Origin of the sequence: Bacillus sp. 22483 (assembly GCF_052044605.1) — a bacterium.
In the GTDB taxonomy this organism is placed as follows: domain Bacteria; phylum Bacillota; class Bacilli; order Bacillales; family Bacillaceae; genus Bacillus; species Bacillus altitudinis.
In genome coordinates this window covers 394,985-410,036 of record NZ_JBQENU010000002.1, presented here as the reverse complement: position 1 = coordinate 410,036, position 15,052 = coordinate 394,985, and the positions used below count along the sequence as shown (strand labels likewise).

Below are 15,052 nucleotides of genomic sequence, written 5' to 3'. Positions count from 1 at the left end.
AGGTGATTCGTTCTGGTCTCTTTTTCATGCTAAAAATGGTTCAACATGTTGACATTTTACTTATTGTTTATTAATGTCACATTAGTGGGTTGCATTTCATAAAGGATGATAAAAAATGGAAAATCATAATGTTGAGAAATCTTTGAAATTATTTATTGTACTATCACGTGCCTATCGCTCCATTAATCACCACATGAACAAACATATTGTGAAGCACGGTCTGAATCCAACTGAATTTGCTGTATTAGAATTGCTGTATCATAAAGGTGATCAGCCGCTTCAGCAAATAGGTGATAAGATCTTACTCGCAAGCGGAAGCATCACGTATGTGGTTGATAAATTGGAGAAAAAAGAACTCCTTAGCCGGAAAGCTTGTGCAGAAGACCGCAGGGTGACATTTGCACATATTACGGAGCAGGGAAGAGCTTTGCTTGATGACATCTTCCCAGATCATGCAAAAGAGATTCACGAGATGATCAGTGTGCTTAGTGAAGAGGAGAAGGATGCCTGCATCGATATGCTCAAACATGTAGGACTGCGTGCCAAGCATTTATATGATCATAAAGAATAAACACATAAAAAAGGAAGCCGCTGGCTTCCTTTTTAGTATGTAGACTAATCCTCGCATATGGTGTCAGTCCTGCGCACCGATAAACGACAAGCGCTTTCAGTCGCGCTCATAAGAAAGACAAAGGGCTAAAATAAACATTATTTTAGCCCTTTGTCATGATCTGAAAGGAAGCTGCTGGCTTCCTATTTATTTTGCTTTTTTCTCAATTGGCAAAATAAGAACTTCGACGCGTCTGTTTTTACTTCTGCCTTCTGCGGTATCGTTAGAGGCAATCGGTTTAAATTCACCGTAACCTTTTGTGCTAAAGTTCTCTTGGTCTAGGTTGCTGTTTTCAAGGAGAATATTTAAAAAGTTGACCGCACGAATGGCGCTTAAATACCAGTTGGATTCAAATTCAGAATTCCGAATCGGAACGTTATCTGTATGTCCGCTAATGACGATATCACGAGCAGGGTTAATGACGAGCAGCTTTGATATTTCCTTGGCTAACGGAACATCCTGCGAGCGGATCACCGCTCGCCCAGAATCAAAGAAGATGCTGTCTTCAATTGTAATAAGCAGACCTTCATCCGTCAGCTTTGTTTCAAGCTTCGAACCAAGTTTTTTATCCGCAATGAATGAATCTACTTGCTTTTTAACCTTTGTTAATACCGCTTGGTCACGAGCTTTCGCTTTTGCTTCTTCTTCATCTTCTGCTGATTTTTTGGTTTGATTACTGTTTTCTGTTTCTTCGGTGCTCTGCATGCTTGATTGGTCCATTACGCCAGTGCCGCCAGTAAAGACAACATTAAACGATTTAGCCATCTGTTCATATTTTGCCGCATCAATGGAGCTAGATGCAAACAGCACAATGAAGAGGGCGAGAAGAAGCGTAAGAAGATCGGCGTAAGGGATCAGCCAAGACTCATCTACATGGTCTTCATGATCATGTTTTTTACGTTTCCTAGCCATTCTGTTTTTCTCCTTCTTCAATGACAAGATTTGCACGTTCTTTTGCTGGTAAGTACATCAGAAGTTTTTGCTCAATGACCTTTGGAGACTGGCCTTCAAGGACAGAAAGAATCCCTTCAATCATAATGAGACGAAGCTTTACTTCTTCCTTTGATTTACGCTTCAGCTTGTTGGCAAATGGATGCCACAACACATACCCTGTAAAAATCCCAAGCAGTGTGGCGACGAAGGCAGCACTGATCGCATGTCCAAGTGCTTCAATGTCTCCCATGTTTGCAAGTGCGGCAATAAGTCCGACAACGGCACCAAGTACCCCTAGAGTCGGAGCGTATGTACCAGCTTGTGTAAAGATTAATGCGCCTGACTGATGTCTCTCCGACATGGCATCGACTTCTTCTGTTAAGACGTCGCGAATAAATTCAGCACTTTGACCGTCAACTGCCATGCTTAAGCCGTTCTTTAGAAAATCGTCATCGACTTCCTCAAGATTTGCCTCTAATGCCAAAAGACCTTCACGACGAGCAATTTGTGCCCAGTTTGAAAATAGAGGAATCATCTCTTGTATCGTTGGAAGCTTGCTATCTTTGAAAATTTTGCCGAATAATTTTGGTGTTTTCTTAATTTCACTAGATGGGAAGGCAATGACAACAGCTGAAATTGTCCCAACCACAATGATCAATATAGCCGCCGGGTTGATAAGAGCGGTTAGACTCACACCTTTCAAAACCATACCGACACTCAGTGCAATAAATGCTAAAATAATACCAATTAACGATGTTTTGTCCATTATCTCACCAAATCCTTTAACTATCTTTTTCTATAGTTAATATCGGTGTCTTCTAGAAGGGTTTTAGTCAGAATATAAAATTAAGACAGTTTATGTGAAGAAATTTTGACGAAAGCGCTTTCTGTGAGCCTTAAAAAAAGAAACTCCCTCATATAAAAGGGAGTTTTCAGCGTGTAGACAAACCCTGCATTCTTTGTCAGTCCTGCGTGCTGGTGCTCACGAATGTGACATTCGATCCGCGCCAGTACTCGTCCTACCTAGACTGCAAAGGTTTTCTATCACGCTGAAAAGAAGACACAGGGCTAAAATCAAGTTCATTTTAGCCCTGTGTCAACAATCTGGAAACTTCATCTTTTTTGAGCTGTTTCATCTAAGAGCAATTCTTTTAATTTTTCTTCATGTATGATTTTGATCAAATCGTAGTTCCAATTGATCATGTGATCCATGTGATCCACCTCTTTTTCTTTTATCGTAAAGGAAAAGAGGCGGGGGAGCATCGGCGCTCAGATGGAATTTAGACACTGCCACATGATGGAGCTGAAGATCCTCCTTAGGATGTACTTAGCTCTTTTTCACAACAATTTCGTCATGTTCAACATCGACTGTAAATCCAGTAAGTTGTTCTTCTTCAAGCAAGATGTCCGTCATTTGATCCTCAACATGCTCTTGAATCGTTCTTCGTAACGGACGAGCCCCAAATGCTGGATGATAACCAAGTTCAGCGATTTTTTCTTTCGCTTCGTTTGTGATGTGAACAGTTAGATTTTGTTCTTTTAACTGCTCTGACAAATCTTTGAGCAGAAGATCCACAATTTTGACTAAATCGTCTTTATCTAATGAATCAAACTGAATGATGCTGTCAAAACGGTTCAAGAATTCCGGTTTGAAATAAGCGTTCAGTGAATCAATCAATGATTGTTCTTCGATGGCTTCTTCTTGTTCAGACTGGAATCCGACTTTGACTGCTTTTTTATCTGTGCTGCCAGCGTTACTTGTCATAATGATGACTGTGTCTTTAAAGCTGACGGTTCTGCCTTGGCTGTCTGTTAGACGGCCATCTTCCATGATTTGAAGGAACATATGCTGGACATCAGGGTGCGCTTTTTCGATTTCATCGAGCAAAATGATGCTGTATGGTTTTCTGCGAACCTTTTCCGTGAGCTGGCCGGCTTCATCATGTCCAACGTAACCAGGAGGAGAACCGATGATTTTGGACACGGAGTGTTTCTCCATGTACTCACTCATATCTAAACGAATGATCGCTTCTTTTGAGCCAAATAATTCTTCCGCTAATGTTTTAGACAATTCGGTTTTCCCGACGCCTGTTGGTCCAACGAAAAGGAAGGAGCCAGTTGGTCTGTGTTTTGATTTTAAGCCGGCTCTGCTTCTTTTTACGGCTTTCGCCACTTTTTCAACCGCATGTTCCTGACCAATGACGCGGGCTTTTAAGCGGACATCAATTTCTTTCATTTTTGTTTGTTCGTCTGCTTGCAGTTTGCCGACAGGGATACCTGTTTTTTGTTCTACAATCGACTGAATGTCCTCAGCTGTGACGACATGTTCTTTGTCATTTGTTTTGTTTTGCAATCTCGCTTCAATCGCTTCTTCTTCGTCTCGAAGCTTCGCTGCTTTTTCATATCGTTCTTCATTTAAAGCAGCTTGTTTTTCAGCGGCAATTTGCGCAAGACGGTTTGTTAATTCATCTTCACTTGCTGCATCAATGGAGAGATTCGCTTTTGAACCTGCTTCATCCATTAAATCAATGGCTTTATCTGGCAAGTGGCGGTCTTGAATATACCGCGAAGATAATTGAACACACGCTTTAATGGCTTCGTCAGAATAGGTGACACCATGATAGGCTTCATACTTATCTTGAATGCCTTTTAATATCTCGAATGCTTCATCCTGTGTTGGCTCATCAACCATGACAGGCTGGAACCTGCGTTCAAGGGCAGCATCTTTTTCAATTTGACGATACTCTTTTAATGTTGTCGCACCTACTAGCTGCAGTTCCCCTCGAGCTAGAGCTGGTTTCAAAATGTTTCCGGCATCCATTGACCCTTCGGCAGAGCCTGCGCCTACAAGAAGATGAATTTCATCAACGAATAAGATGATATTTTTACGGCTTTGCAATTCTTTGATTAATTGCTTCATCCGTTCCTCAAATTGACCACGTACACCTGTGTTTGCCACAAGTGAAGAGACATCTAATAAATAAACTTGTTTGTTCTTTAATTTATTTGGTACATCTCCATTTGCAATTTTTAGTGCTAGTCCTTCGGCTATGGCCGTTTTACCAACACCAGGTTCACCAATGAGGACAGGATTGTTTTTATTTCTTCTATTTAAAATCTCAATGACTCTTGTGACTTCTTCATCACGGCCAATGACAGGATCGATTAAACCAGCATGTGCGCCATCCGTTAAGTTCCGGCCAAGCTCGTCTAGCAAGCCTTTTTGTTTAGGCCGCTCTTGGCTCGTCGCATGTCCTGCTTGCTCAGAGAAGAATGAACCGCCTCCGAACAGGTTAGGACCCATTTTCATTTTTGACTGTTCCATCAAAGAGGTATAGCAGTCTTCACATAAAACCATTTGGCTACGGGACGAATTTACTTGCATATTCAGGCGAATAGTTGCTTCATTCACTTGACAATGTTGACAACGCATGAGCCATGACCTCCTTAAAATAAAGTTTGACTTTATTTGACCAATGAATGTTAAATAAAATGGTCTGTTGTTTGACCATCTTTGACTATAGTATACTCTGACCTATTTTGACTTTCAACTGTTTTGCTCATCGCTGAATGAAAAAGCCTTTTTTGCATTTAATCATGGTTTGTCCTTCTTTTCAAGGAACTTGTCTCATAGGATAAAAAAGAGACAATCGAAAGTGATGGGTGCGGAGGGGTCATATGAAACGTTCAAATGAATCCGCTTTTCAGCTTGCCTTTGTATATGTAGGAACAGTGGTTGGAGCTGGGTTTGCGACAGGAAAAGAAATCGTAGAATTTTTTGTTCGTTTTGGCTGGATTGGATTGATCGGGATTTTGATTAGCGGTGTTATTTTTACCGGCCTTGGCGCAAAAATGATGCTGATTTCCAAACGAATTGAAGCGGAGTCTTATCAAGATATGAATCGGTTTTTATTTGGAGCTGCTGCGAGTCGATATATTAACATCGTCATGTTTTTTATATTACTAGGTGTGACGTCAGTGATGATTTCTGGAGCAGGCGCTATTTTTGAAGAACAACTTGGCATCTCAAAAGAATATGGTATTTTTTTAACGATTATTTTAAGTGTCATTGTCCTTTTTAAAGGGTCAAAAGGGTTATTTGGTGTCAATGTACTTGTCGTTCCAATGCTGATTTTCTTTTCGCTGATTGTGTTTCTAGACTCATTTGTGTTTAGTAGCGGTGAAAGCCACGTTCTGGGGCTGCAAATGGGAGAGGGCGAATGGATGTTGTCTGCGATTTCATATGGTGCATTTAATTTAGCGCTGTCTCAAGCCGTATTAGTGCCGGTCGCAAACGAAATGACATCCGAAGCCGTTATAAAAAAGGGAGCGGTGCTTGGAGGTCTGATGTTGACACTCATTCTGCTCGCCTGCTTTTTATCCCTTTCTTCATTAGAAATGCTGGAGGCGTATGATATCCCGATGGCTCAAGTGGTGTATCAAGTCGCAAACTCCATTCATCTCATCTATTTATTCGTGATCTTCGGTGAAGTCTTTACATCCGTTATAGGGAATTTATACGGTCTCGAAAGACAAGTGAGGGTGTATATCCGATTGAACAGTACGTATACGATATCCTTTATTCTTCTTTGCTGTTATGTGATCAGTAAAATTGGATACGGCACACTCATTTCAACGGTTTACCCTGTTTTTGGCTATGTCAGTATCTTTTTTATCCTCTTCCTTTGTCTGAAAAAAGTGCCTGCATCAGGTGATAAGTAAAGAAGGGATAGCTTGTACACCAATTATGTGGTACACTATCCTCTGTGAAAATTGAACAAAAATCCGTGAAAACGGGAGAGGTTCTAGCAAAACCCTCTATAAAAAACTAAGGACTTGCCGTATCCTTGGATGTGGCATTTTTTATTTTTTATGGCTGGGACACCTCATACACATGTAAAGGTGTCTTTTCTTTTGAGAAAATAGGGGTTTTCATGAACCTTTCAGATGCAGCTTTGTGCGGTGGTACGGGTCTGCAAAAGGAGGAAAAGGAAAAATGAAAAATGAAAAAGCGGTCGTTGTCTTTAGCGGGGGACAGGACAGTACGACATGTTTACTATGGGCACTTCAACAATTTAAAGAGGTTGAAACGGTAACCTTTCATTATAATCAGCGTCATCAAGAAGAAATTGATGTCGCCAAAAGAATTGCTGACAAGCTAGGTGTGAAAAATCATCTATTAGATATGTCTCTTTTAAATCAGCTTGCACCCAATGCCTTAACAAGAGATGACATTGATATTGAAGAAAAAGAAGGAGAACTGCCTTCCACATTTGTTCCGGGGAGAAACTTAGTTTTCTTATCCTTTGCATCCATTCTTGCGTATCAAATTGGAGCACGTCATATTATCACGGGTGTGTGCGAGACAGACTTTAGCGGCTACCCAGATTGCCGAGATGAGTTTGTGAAATCTTGTAACGTCACGGTGAATTTGGCAATGGAAAAACCATTTGTCATCCATACGCCGCTCATGTGGCTGAATAAAGCTGAAACGTGGAAGCTGGCTGATGAACTGAATGCGCTAGATTTTGTGAAAAATGAAACGCTCACTTGCTATAATGGCATCATTTCTGATGGCTGCGGGGAATGTCCTGCATGTAAGCTTCGGAAAAATGGCTATGACACTTATATGGACATGAAGGAGGCGAACTAAATGCTTTCTCAAATCTATCCACAGACGAATCATCCATTTTCGTTTGAATTAAATAAAGATATGCATGTATCGGCAGCCCATTTTATCCCGAGAGAAGATGCTGGCGCTTGTAGCCGCGTACATGGTCATACGTATACAATTAACATTACAATTGCAGGAGATCATCTAGATGATTCAGGTTTCCTTGTGAATTTTAGCACGCTAAAAAAACTCATTCATGGACAGTACGACCATACACTGCTCAATGACCATGAAGAATTCTCATCGAATGATCCATATGCGATGCCAACCACTGAGGTTGTCGCAAAGACTGTGTATGATAAAGTGGCCGCATATTTAACGACTTTAGCGAACAATCCAGTATGTGTTCAAGTTTTTGTCAGAGAGACACCAACAAGCTACTGCATTTACCGTCCGAAACGAGTTGAGCTCAATGACTAAAGCGATTCCTGTCTTAGAAATCTTTGGTCCAACCATTCAAGGAGAAGGAATGGTTATTGGCCAAAAAACCATGTTTGTCAGAACGGCTGGCTGTGACTACTCTTGCAGCTGGTGTGATTCATCTTTTACATGGGATGGATCAGCTAAGCATGATATTCAGTGGCTTCAGGCAGAGGACATTGTAAAAGAGCTGAAGAGAATAGGTGGAAAGGCTTTTTCTCATGTCACCATTTCAGGTGGGAATCCTGCGCTTTTAAAACAAATGGAATCACTTATTGATTTATTGCATGAAGAAGGAATTGATACGGCGCTTGAAACGCAGGGAACGATGTATCAAGATTGGTTTTTGAAGATAGATGATTTAACCATTTCTCCAAAACCACCAAGTTCAAATATGAAAACCGATTTTACGAAACTTACACGTATCATAGATGAATTGAAAAATGGAAACAGATTGCAACATGCAAGCCTGAAGGTCGTGATCTTTGATGATCTTGATCTAGCCTATGCAAAGGATGTTCATGCGAAATACCCAGAACTCCCCTTTTATTTGCAAGTTGGAAATGATGATACGACGACAGCTGATGATGCGTACTTATTAACGCACTTATTAAAGAAATACGAAATGCTTGTAGATCAAGTAGCGCAAGACCCTGATTTGAATCGTGTGAGAGTCTTACCACAACTGCACACGCTATTGTGGGGAAATAAACGAGGCGTATAGAAAGGAAGAGAGACAAAATGACGACAAGAAAACCAGAAGAATTAGAAGGTGTCACTTTACTAGGAAACCAGGGGACCAATTACTTGTTTGACTATGCACCACAAGTGCTTGAAACGTTCCCGAATAAACATACGAATAGAGATTATTTTGTGAAATTCAACTGCCCAGAATTCACATCACTTTGCCCGCAAACAGGGCAGCCAGATTTTGCGACCGTGTATATCAGCTACATCCCAAATGAAATCATGGTCGAAAGTAAATCATTAAAATTATATTTGTTCAGCTTCCGTAACCACGGTGACTTCCATGAGGATTGTATGAATATTATCATGAACGACCTCATTGAATTAATGGACCCAAGATATATCGAAGTATGGGGCAAATTTACACCAAGAGGCGGTATTTCAATTGATCCGTATACGAACTATGGAAAACCTGGCACGAAATATGAGGAAATGGCAGAATACCGTATGATGAACCATGATATGTATCCGGAGACGATTGATAATCGGTGATTATTCAGCTCTGTGAGACGGAGTGTGAAACGAATTGGTGTCACATTAAAGTGGAAAAAGTCACACCTGAAAATACTCATGGGAATTGTATTAAAAAGTGTGACCTGAGGTGCAACTTGAACTGTGACTTTTATGCAGTGAACAATTGATCTTACAGAGGCAGATTAAGGCGTACAATTTGTACGTCTTTTCTTTTTTATCCGAAAGAAAAAATGCCTATTTAGAGAACATAGGCATTAAATATTATTATCATATCTTCATTTATTGTTTGGTTAAGTTACTGAACCTTCTCTTTAACATTTGAAACAGCTCATTTTTGAATTTCACTAAAGTTCTCCTGAATGTAGTCCATGCCACTTCTGATTTGAACTTTTAGCATCTACTTCAGCAGCTACATCTATCCTAACTTTAGTTGTTCTGATTGTACAATTTCATATTCACCTTCCGCATACTCTTGCTCCGCATAGTGGCTCCCCCATTGACAGAGCTCCTGCAAGATAGGTTTAAGAGATTTTCCAAGTTCAGTGGATGAATATTCAACCTTCGGCGGTACTTGATTATACATTTTTCTGGTCACAAGTCCACTGGCTTCAAGCTCTCTAAGAGTTTGAATCAGCATTTTCTGAGTTATATTTGGGATAATACGCTTTAATTCACTCGTTCTCCTTGGTCCATTCATTAAAAAGTATAATACAAGTCCTTTCCATTTTCCGCCAATCACTTCCTTTGTCACTTCAAACCCACAACTAAATTTTTTCATGTCTAAAGCTCTCCATTCCATATTTATTACTTTTTAGTTACTATATCACAAAAAAGTGGGTACTTCCGATAATGTGCTTACTGAAGGATACTATAACTTGTAAGTTGTTCTTCAAGTACTTAATGGTACTAGATATAAAATCATTTCAATTCTAAAGGAGTGTTAAGTATGGGTAAATTTAAAGGTAAAATAGCGCTTGTAACGGGTGGTACAAGTGGGATTGGTCTTGCTACAGCACAAAAATTTGTAAATGAAGGTGCATATGTTTATATCACGGGGCGTAGACAAAACAAACTTGATAAAGCTGTTCGCCAAATTGGCAAGAACGTAACCGGTGTTCAAGGTGATATTTCTAAGCTTGAAGACTTAGACAAACTATATGACATGATAAAGCAGGAAAAAGGGAAGTTGGACATTCTTTTTGCTAATGCAGGCATCGGCAACTTCCTTCCATTAGGTGAAATTACTGAAGAGCAGGTTGATAGAACGTTCGACATTAACGTGAAAGGAACCATTTTTACTGTTCAAAAAGCGCTATCACTATTCCCAGACAAAGTAGGTTCTATTATTGTAACGGGCTCAACTGCTGGATCAATTGGCAACCCAGCATTTAGTGTATATGGAGCATCTAAAGCAGCATTAAGAGCACTAGTTCGCAACTGGGTTCTTGACCTAAAAGGTACTGAAATTCGTGTAAATGTGGTAAGTCCAGGAGTTATTCTTACACCTGCATACGATGAGCTTTTTAATGATTCACTTGAAGGAGCGATGGAAAATGCCAGAAATATGGTTCCGGCTGGAAAAGTTGGGACACCTGAAGAAGTAGCAAACGCTGTATCTTTCCTCGCATCAGACGAAAGCAGTTACTTGACGGGAGTTGAATTGTTCGTAGATGGCGGGCTTGCACAGGTATAATGTCACTGCGAAGGGATTACAAATCGTCCCAAAAAAAGTTAATGGGGATTTACTTGAGTCGTATAAAAAAGTCGTTTTGCTTATGTCCTGAGTAACCACAAATGCTGCAAACTAAGTTTGATGATGGATATGTAAAATTAGAAAAAAGGAAAAGACATGCCGGATGCATGTCTTTTTTGAGAATCAACCATAAAAAAAGAGAAGAGTCATGTCACTCTTCTCATACCAATAGGAATAGAACTTGCTAGGACGGCTGGGGGCTACCAGCTCGTATGTATAGTATACACGACAGAACGTATGTTTGTAAAGGTGTATCATACTTTTATTCTTCATATATTTACTTTAAGATAAAATTGAAACGAGCGAATGAAAATGGAGGCGTTTGTGTTGGCAAACAAAGAAGACAAAACAGAGAAGCTGCTAATGGAATTAAGGGAAGAGCTTCAGGTGCTTGAACATCAAAACAAAGAACGATATAAATGGAGTGCCTCCACATTACTTGGAGTGATCGCCCTTTTAATTGATAAAGGCGTGATAACACCTGAAGAAGTTGATATGTACAAAACAAAAGCGGAAATGCAAACCTTTCACGCGCAAAAAGACTGACGCCACTTTATATGGTTGTCAGCCTTTTTCATATGTGATGGTCAAAAGAGAACAGAGCTGTCACACGAGTCAGCTTTGCTGTGTATATCTTTATGTAACGGTAGTCTGAATTGAGGATTGCAAATTAATGTACGGAGTCTTTGATGATTTTATAGTTTTTATGATTAACGACTGTTAGTGAATCCAGTTCTAAATCTCTATAGTTGTCCATAATGGTGACATCCACAATAACAGAGTTTTCATTCACTTTTTCAACTACACCTGTTAAACCATTTCTAAATTCGATCACATTCCCAATTTTTGCAATCTTCAACCGATCCCTCTCCTTTAAAAACAGATTTCATTCCCTATTAAAAAGTATTTTGCAATATTTTCATACCAATGTAAAGGATAAAGACGTTTTTCTTTCGTTTTCGTTGTACGCTTTGAAAACGAATGGTATATTTAATATTTGATCAAGGCTGAAAAGGAGCGATTTTTTTGACTGAAGAACACATCAACACAATACTAGAATCATTACGGAATGGTACTGAAAAACAAGTGACCATTCAAAAGGATGATTTTTTAACATTTCGTTCTGTATTGGTCAATCAAGATGATTTTAAACATTTTCGCGGAATCGCCAAGCATGGTGGAGATGTTATTTTTGAATATCTTAAAGAAGCAAGAAGCTAAAGCTTTTTCTCATTCATGAGAAAAAGCTTTTTATTTTGGTTCTTTTGTCACACTTCAAACCAGCTTGATACATATGAAAAGAAAATGTAATAACCCATAATCAGGAGCATAAGGATGATTATAGGCTAAAAAGAGACTATATTAAACGCTTACATTACCAGTTCATGCGTATTTCAACTAGGACATGCCATTTAATGACGGAATTTGGACAGGCATGCAAATCTTTGTGCGTGAAAATAGAAGAAGCTCTTGTTAGAGTGGACAAGTATCTTACGGCCTACATTAATTAAGGGAGGAATGAGGCGAATGATCAAAATTCATACAGCTCTTTTTGCCATCCTTATGCTCATCTCAGCGATCAAGATGGACAATATACAAGAGCAAGAGGGCACATTAAGTCAGAAACTTGAACAAGCACCTGAAAAGCATCAGCTTTCATATATAGATCAAGATAATAAGCATACCGTGATTCCTGCGTTTTCAGAGGAGAAACATCAGCCGAAAGTGAAAATGCTAAGCACGTCAACAGAGGAGAAGGCATCTAAACCGAAGCCGAAGAAAAAGGAAACGGCAAAGCCAGCAAGCTCAAGAAATCAATCACACTATTCTAATGAAGAAATGGACTTGCTTTCTCGGTTGGTACATGCCGAAGCAAAAGGTGAATCTTACGCCGGGAAAAAAGCTGTAGCAAGCGTCGTCTTAAACCGCGTGGAACACCGCTCTTTTCCTGACAGTGTCAGAGGCGTGATTTATCAGCGAAATGCCTTCCAGCCCGTATCAAATGGAAGTATCAATGATAAGGCAGACCAGGATTCCGTAAAAGCTGTGAAGCAGGTTGTCAAAGAAGATGACAGAACAACAAAGGCGATTTATTTTTATAATCCAAAAACGGCGACAGATAACTGGATTCGTTCTCGTAAAATTGTAGAACGCATTGGCCGTCACGTGTTTGCAGTGTAAAGAAAAGCAGCGATCAATCAGTCGCTGTTTTTTTGTCTTCAATTATTAAAATATTTTCAGGACTTGTCTCATAGAATGTGAAAAGAATTTGCTTTTAGACAAGGGGAGGCTACATGAATCGATTTGTAAAAGGGGTCATTCTGCTATCTGTCGCAGCTTTCATTGCTGAGTGTATCGAGTTTTTAGTCAATATGATTTTAGCGAGAGAGCTTGGAGAACATGGAATGGGTTTATATATGAGCATCCTTCCCATCATCATGCTTGTGCTTGTGATCGCCAGCTTAGAGCTGCCAGTCTCCATTTCTAAATTCATTGCAGAATCGCATGAGCGGCTTCATAAAAGTATGCTTCGCCATGCATTTAAAATGACGCTTGTGGTGACATGCACAACAACGACAATAGCAGCCATTGTACTGCCTTTCATTCCTGTATTTCAATCGTATCATCCGCTGATGAAGGGCTTGGTTCTGTCACTCATTCCAATCATCGCATTTACGTCCATTGCACGCGGCTATTTTATGGGCAAGCAGCAAATGGGCAGAATTGCTCTAGCCAATATGCTGAAAAAAACGATCCAGCTTATCTGTTTGTTTTTGTTTTTTCATTGGTATTCGTTTGATATTGAAACAGCGGTGCTTATCGCGATTGGTGTGATTGTTGCAAGTGATCTCGTCGTCTTTATCTATTTATATTCCCAATACGTCATGGCGAAAAATGCTGTGAATGTCAGATCGGTTGAGTTAAGAGGAATTGACGTCAGAAAACGTTTGTTAGCAGTCTCCATTCCGACAACAGGTATGCGTATCTTTCATGCCATTGCCAATGCGATTGAACCGTTTTTAATCAAAGGAGCCCTCGTTGCAGCGGGCATTTCTGGTACGCTTGCTGTTGATCATTACGGAATGCTTGCTGGCGTAGCGATGTCGATTGGTTTTTTTCCGGCGTTTATCGCTCATTCCATTATGATTGTGATGATTCCGAATGTATCAGAAGCCTATGCCTTGGGGCAGTATGATCTCGTAAAAAAACGTGTCAGACAAGCGATTCTCATTACGTTTGGATATGGGGTGCCAGCCGTGATGATCATGTATTATTTCGCTTATCCGCTCACGCAGCTCTTTTTTGACTCACCTCAAGCAGCCGTCTACTTGCAGCTCCTCTGGCCTTATTTCTTATGCCACCTGTTCGTGATGCCGTTTCAAGCGTGCTTAATTGGTATGGGTCTCATTAAAGATGTGTTCCTACATAATATATGGGTGCACGTGGTGTCGTTCTCTATGGTGTATTTCCTAGGGTCCATTGAATCCTTAAATATGATGGGCGTTATCTTAGGAATGAACACGGGGATGCTGCTATTAACGGCTTTGCATTATGCGACGATTTGCAAGGAACTCGGCGTCTCCATGTTTCTTACATTGAAAAAAGCTTGAATGTCATGTGCAGCTAGCGGGCAAGCTATAGGAAAATCAGGAAGGAAGATGCTGATGAATCGTAAATATCTACCCGCCAGTCTTCTCATGATGACCCTTCTTTTATTTCTGATGAGCATAGAGGCTGAAGCAAAAGAGCCTGTAATGGCGCCGAGGATAGAAGCTCCTACATTAACAGGTGAAACGCAGGTGATCCCGGTGAAAGGGAAGCGGACTATTCTGCATTTTTGGACAACGTGGTGCCCGTCCTGCAAAATGGAGCTGCCAGCCTTTGAACAGATCGTGAAAGAAAATCAAAGTGATGTAGACATACTGACTGTGAATTTACTTGGTGCTGAGCAAAGCAAGCATGCAGTTGCCCAATTTGTGAAAGACAGAAAGTTCACATTTCCGATCGTTCTCGATGAACACGGAGAAATGATGAAGAAATACCAAATCATTACGATCCCGACGACCTTTTTCATCAATGAAAAGGGTGAAGTGGTCAAAAACCATGTAGGTCCGCTGACGAAAAAACAAATCAAAGAGTGGACAAATTCGTAGAACACAAGCTTTCTGTAAAGAACCAATGGTCGATCCGTTGGTTCTTTTTTGTGTTCAATTACCTTTTAGATGAATAAAATGTGCTCAGAAAGAGGAAGAAATGTTGGATACTAATAATGATAATTATTATCAAAAAGAAATTATAATAATTATTAATTGAAAATTGATCAGAACCTGTTATAATGAGTTACAGACCTATAAAAAGCTTGAAATAGCAGAAAATATAGATGATAAACGGAACGGGCAACGATTGATAATGTGAAAATCATTATCAATTAGAGAGGAGA

Annotated in this window: 17 protein-coding genes and 1 riboswitch; of the genes, 12 read left to right on the top strand and 5 right to left on the bottom strand. The window is 40.0% G+C overall.

What is annotated here, in order from left to right; translation table 11 throughout:
- Positions 1–115: 115 nt before the first annotated feature.
- Entirely contained in the window at positions 116–571 is a 456-nt protein-coding gene (locus ACTJJQ_RS05030) for a MarR family winged helix-turn-helix transcriptional regulator (protein ID WP_003211701.1), read from the top strand.
- A 186-nt stretch (positions 572–757) separates the two neighbouring features.
- Here ACTJJQ_RS05030 and motB read toward each other — a convergent pair whose 3' ends face one another.
- From motB to ACTJJQ_RS05015, 3 genes are all read right to left on the bottom strand, one after another.
- Positions 758–1,522, bottom strand: a complete 765-nt coding sequence (motB, locus tag ACTJJQ_RS05025; protein WP_017367125.1) for a flagellar motor protein MotB — start codon at positions 1,520–1,522, stop codon at positions 758–760.
- Positions 1,515–2,309 carry a flagellar motor stator protein MotA gene (gene motA / locus ACTJJQ_RS05020; protein ID WP_008346088.1) on the bottom strand — a complete coding sequence of 265 codons (795 nt, stop codon included), beginning with the start codon at positions 2,307–2,309 and terminating at the stop codon, positions 1,515–1,517. Before motA ends, motB begins: the two co-directional genes overlap by 8 nt.
- Before the next feature lie 561 nt (positions 2,310–2,870).
- The gene (locus ACTJJQ_RS05015; protein WP_440599992.1) at positions 2,871–4,976 is read right to left on the bottom strand and encodes an AAA family ATPase; all 2,106 of its coding nucleotides are present in this window, start codon (positions 4,974–4,976) and stop codon (positions 2,871–2,873) included.
- A 245-nt stretch (positions 4,977–5,221) separates the two neighbouring features.
- Here ACTJJQ_RS05015 and ACTJJQ_RS05010 point away from each other — a divergent pair, with 245 nt between their 5' ends.
- The 5 genes from ACTJJQ_RS05010 (at position 5,222) to queF (ending at position 8,876) form a co-directional block, all read left to right on the top strand.
- Positions 5,222–6,265: a YkvI family membrane protein gene (locus ACTJJQ_RS05010; RefSeq protein WP_048003074.1), complete on the top strand. Its 1,044-nt coding sequence runs from the start codon at positions 5,222–5,224 to the stop codon at positions 6,263–6,265.
- Between the two features lie 71 nt (positions 6,266–6,336).
- Positions 6,337–6,381, top strand: a riboswitch (PreQ1 riboswitch).
- Between the two features lie 158 nt (positions 6,382–6,539).
- The gene (gene queC, locus ACTJJQ_RS05005) at positions 6,540–7,196 is read left to right on the top strand and encodes a 7-cyano-7-deazaguanine synthase QueC (protein ID WP_008348090.1); all 657 of its coding nucleotides are present in this window, start codon (positions 6,540–6,542) and stop codon (positions 7,194–7,196) included.
- Positions 7,197–7,637 (top strand): 6-carboxytetrahydropterin synthase QueD, encoded by a 441-nt coding sequence (gene queD, locus ACTJJQ_RS05000; protein ID WP_046527711.1) that lies wholly within the window; start codon positions 7,197–7,199, stop codon positions 7,635–7,637.
- The gene (gene queE, locus ACTJJQ_RS04995) at positions 7,630–8,361 is read left to right on the top strand and encodes a 7-carboxy-7-deazaguanine synthase QueE (RefSeq protein WP_024719652.1); all 732 of its coding nucleotides are present in this window, start codon (positions 7,630–7,632) and stop codon (positions 8,359–8,361) included. The genes queD and queE overlap by 8 nt, the downstream gene beginning before the upstream one ends.
- Positions 8,362–8,378: 17 nt before the next feature.
- A complete protein-coding gene (queF, locus tag ACTJJQ_RS04990; RefSeq protein ID WP_024426839.1) occupies positions 8,379–8,876 on the top strand; it encodes a preQ(1) synthase in 498 nt (165 codons plus the stop codon).
- Positions 8,877–9,273: 397 nt separating this feature from the next.
- Here the strand turns inward: queF and ACTJJQ_RS04985 are convergent, their stop codons facing one another.
- Complete coding sequence (locus tag ACTJJQ_RS04985) at positions 9,274–9,636, bottom strand: winged helix-turn-helix transcriptional regulator (protein WP_048001621.1); 363 nt, start codon at positions 9,634–9,636, stop codon at positions 9,274–9,276.
- Between the two features lie 168 nt (positions 9,637–9,804).
- On the opposite strand from ACTJJQ_RS04985, the gene ACTJJQ_RS04980 reads away from it, so the two are divergent.
- Positions 9,805–10,551, top strand: coding sequence for an SDR family NAD(P)-dependent oxidoreductase (locus tag ACTJJQ_RS04980; RefSeq protein WP_048001620.1), 747 nt, complete (start codon positions 9,805–9,807; stop codon positions 10,549–10,551).
- Between the two features lie 387 nt (positions 10,552–10,938).
- Positions 10,939–11,157, top strand: coding sequence for a hypothetical protein (locus ACTJJQ_RS04975; RefSeq protein ID WP_025207245.1), 219 nt, complete (start codon positions 10,939–10,941; stop codon positions 11,155–11,157).
- 124 nt (positions 11,158–11,281) lie between these two features.
- Here ACTJJQ_RS04975 and ACTJJQ_RS04970 read toward each other — a convergent pair whose 3' ends face one another.
- Positions 11,282–11,470, bottom strand: coding sequence for a YkvS family protein (locus tag ACTJJQ_RS04970; RefSeq protein WP_003211747.1), 189 nt, complete (start codon positions 11,468–11,470; stop codon positions 11,282–11,284).
- Between the two features lie 167 nt (positions 11,471–11,637).
- Between ACTJJQ_RS04970 and ACTJJQ_RS04965 the strand changes: the two genes are divergently transcribed.
- From ACTJJQ_RS04965 to stoA, 4 genes are all read left to right on the top strand, one after another.
- On the top strand, positions 11,638–11,832 hold the full coding sequence (locus ACTJJQ_RS04965; protein ID WP_008348081.1) for a hypothetical protein: 195 nt from the start codon (positions 11,638–11,640) through the stop codon (positions 11,830–11,832).
- Positions 11,833–12,138: 306 nt separating this feature from the next.
- Positions 12,139–12,792 (top strand): cell wall hydrolase, encoded by a 654-nt coding sequence (locus tag ACTJJQ_RS04960; protein WP_045035134.1) that lies wholly within the window; start codon positions 12,139–12,141, stop codon positions 12,790–12,792.
- A 113-nt stretch (positions 12,793–12,905) separates the two neighbouring features.
- Entirely contained in the window at positions 12,906–14,222 is a 1,317-nt protein-coding gene (locus ACTJJQ_RS04955; protein WP_073414311.1) for a polysaccharide biosynthesis protein, read from the top strand.
- Positions 14,223–14,276: 54 nt separating this feature from the next.
- Positions 14,277–14,765: an endospore biogenesis thiol-disulfide oxidoreductase StoA gene (gene stoA, locus ACTJJQ_RS04950; protein WP_047946017.1), complete on the top strand. Its 489-nt coding sequence runs from the start codon at positions 14,277–14,279 to the stop codon at positions 14,763–14,765.
- Positions 14,766–15,052: the final 287 nt, after the last annotated feature.

Excerpts from the sequence above, each read along its gene's own strand:
- queE (WP_024719652.1), top strand. The coding sequence starts at position 7,630 with ATGACTAAAGCGATTCCTGTCTTAGAAATCTTTGGTCCAACCATTCAA.
- ACTJJQ_RS04960 (WP_045035134.1), top strand. The coding sequence starts at position 12,139 with ATGATCAAAATTCATACAGCTCTTTTTGCCATCCTTATGCTCATCTCA.
- ACTJJQ_RS04980 (WP_048001620.1), top strand. The coding sequence starts at position 9,805 with ATGGGTAAATTTAAAGGTAAAATAGCGCTTGTAACGGGTGGTACAAGT.
- ACTJJQ_RS04955 (WP_073414311.1), top strand. The coding sequence starts at position 12,906 with ATGAATCGATTTGTAAAAGGGGTCATTCTGCTATCTGTCGCAGCTTTC.
- queC (WP_008348090.1), top strand. The coding sequence starts at position 6,540 with ATGAAAAATGAAAAAGCGGTCGTTGTCTTTAGCGGGGGACAGGACAGT.
- queD (WP_046527711.1), top strand. The coding sequence starts at position 7,197 with ATGCTTTCTCAAATCTATCCACAGACGAATCATCCATTTTCGTTTGAA.
- motA (WP_008346088.1), bottom strand. The coding sequence starts at position 2,309 with ATGGACAAAACATCGTTAATTGGTATTATTTTAGCATTTATTGCACTG.
- queF (WP_024426839.1), top strand. The coding sequence starts at position 8,379 with ATGACGACAAGAAAACCAGAAGAATTAGAAGGTGTCACTTTACTAGGA.
- stoA (WP_047946017.1), top strand. The coding sequence starts at position 14,277 with ATGAATCGTAAATATCTACCCGCCAGTCTTCTCATGATGACCCTTCTT.
- motB (WP_017367125.1), bottom strand. The coding sequence starts at position 1,522 with ATGGCTAGGAAACGTAAAAAACATGATCATGAAGACCATGTAGATGAG.
- ACTJJQ_RS05010 (WP_048003074.1), top strand. The coding sequence starts at position 5,222 with ATGAAACGTTCAAATGAATCCGCTTTTCAGCTTGCCTTTGTATATGTA.
- ACTJJQ_RS04985 (WP_048001621.1), bottom strand. The coding sequence starts at position 9,636 with ATGAAAAAATTTAGTTGTGGGTTTGAAGTGACAAAGGAAGTGATTGGC.
- ACTJJQ_RS05015 (WP_440599992.1), bottom strand. The coding sequence starts at position 4,976 with ATGCGTTGTCAACATTGTCAAGTGAATGAAGCAACTATTCGCCTGAAT.
- ACTJJQ_RS05030 (WP_003211701.1), top strand. The coding sequence starts at position 116 with ATGGAAAATCATAATGTTGAGAAATCTTTGAAATTATTTATTGTACTA.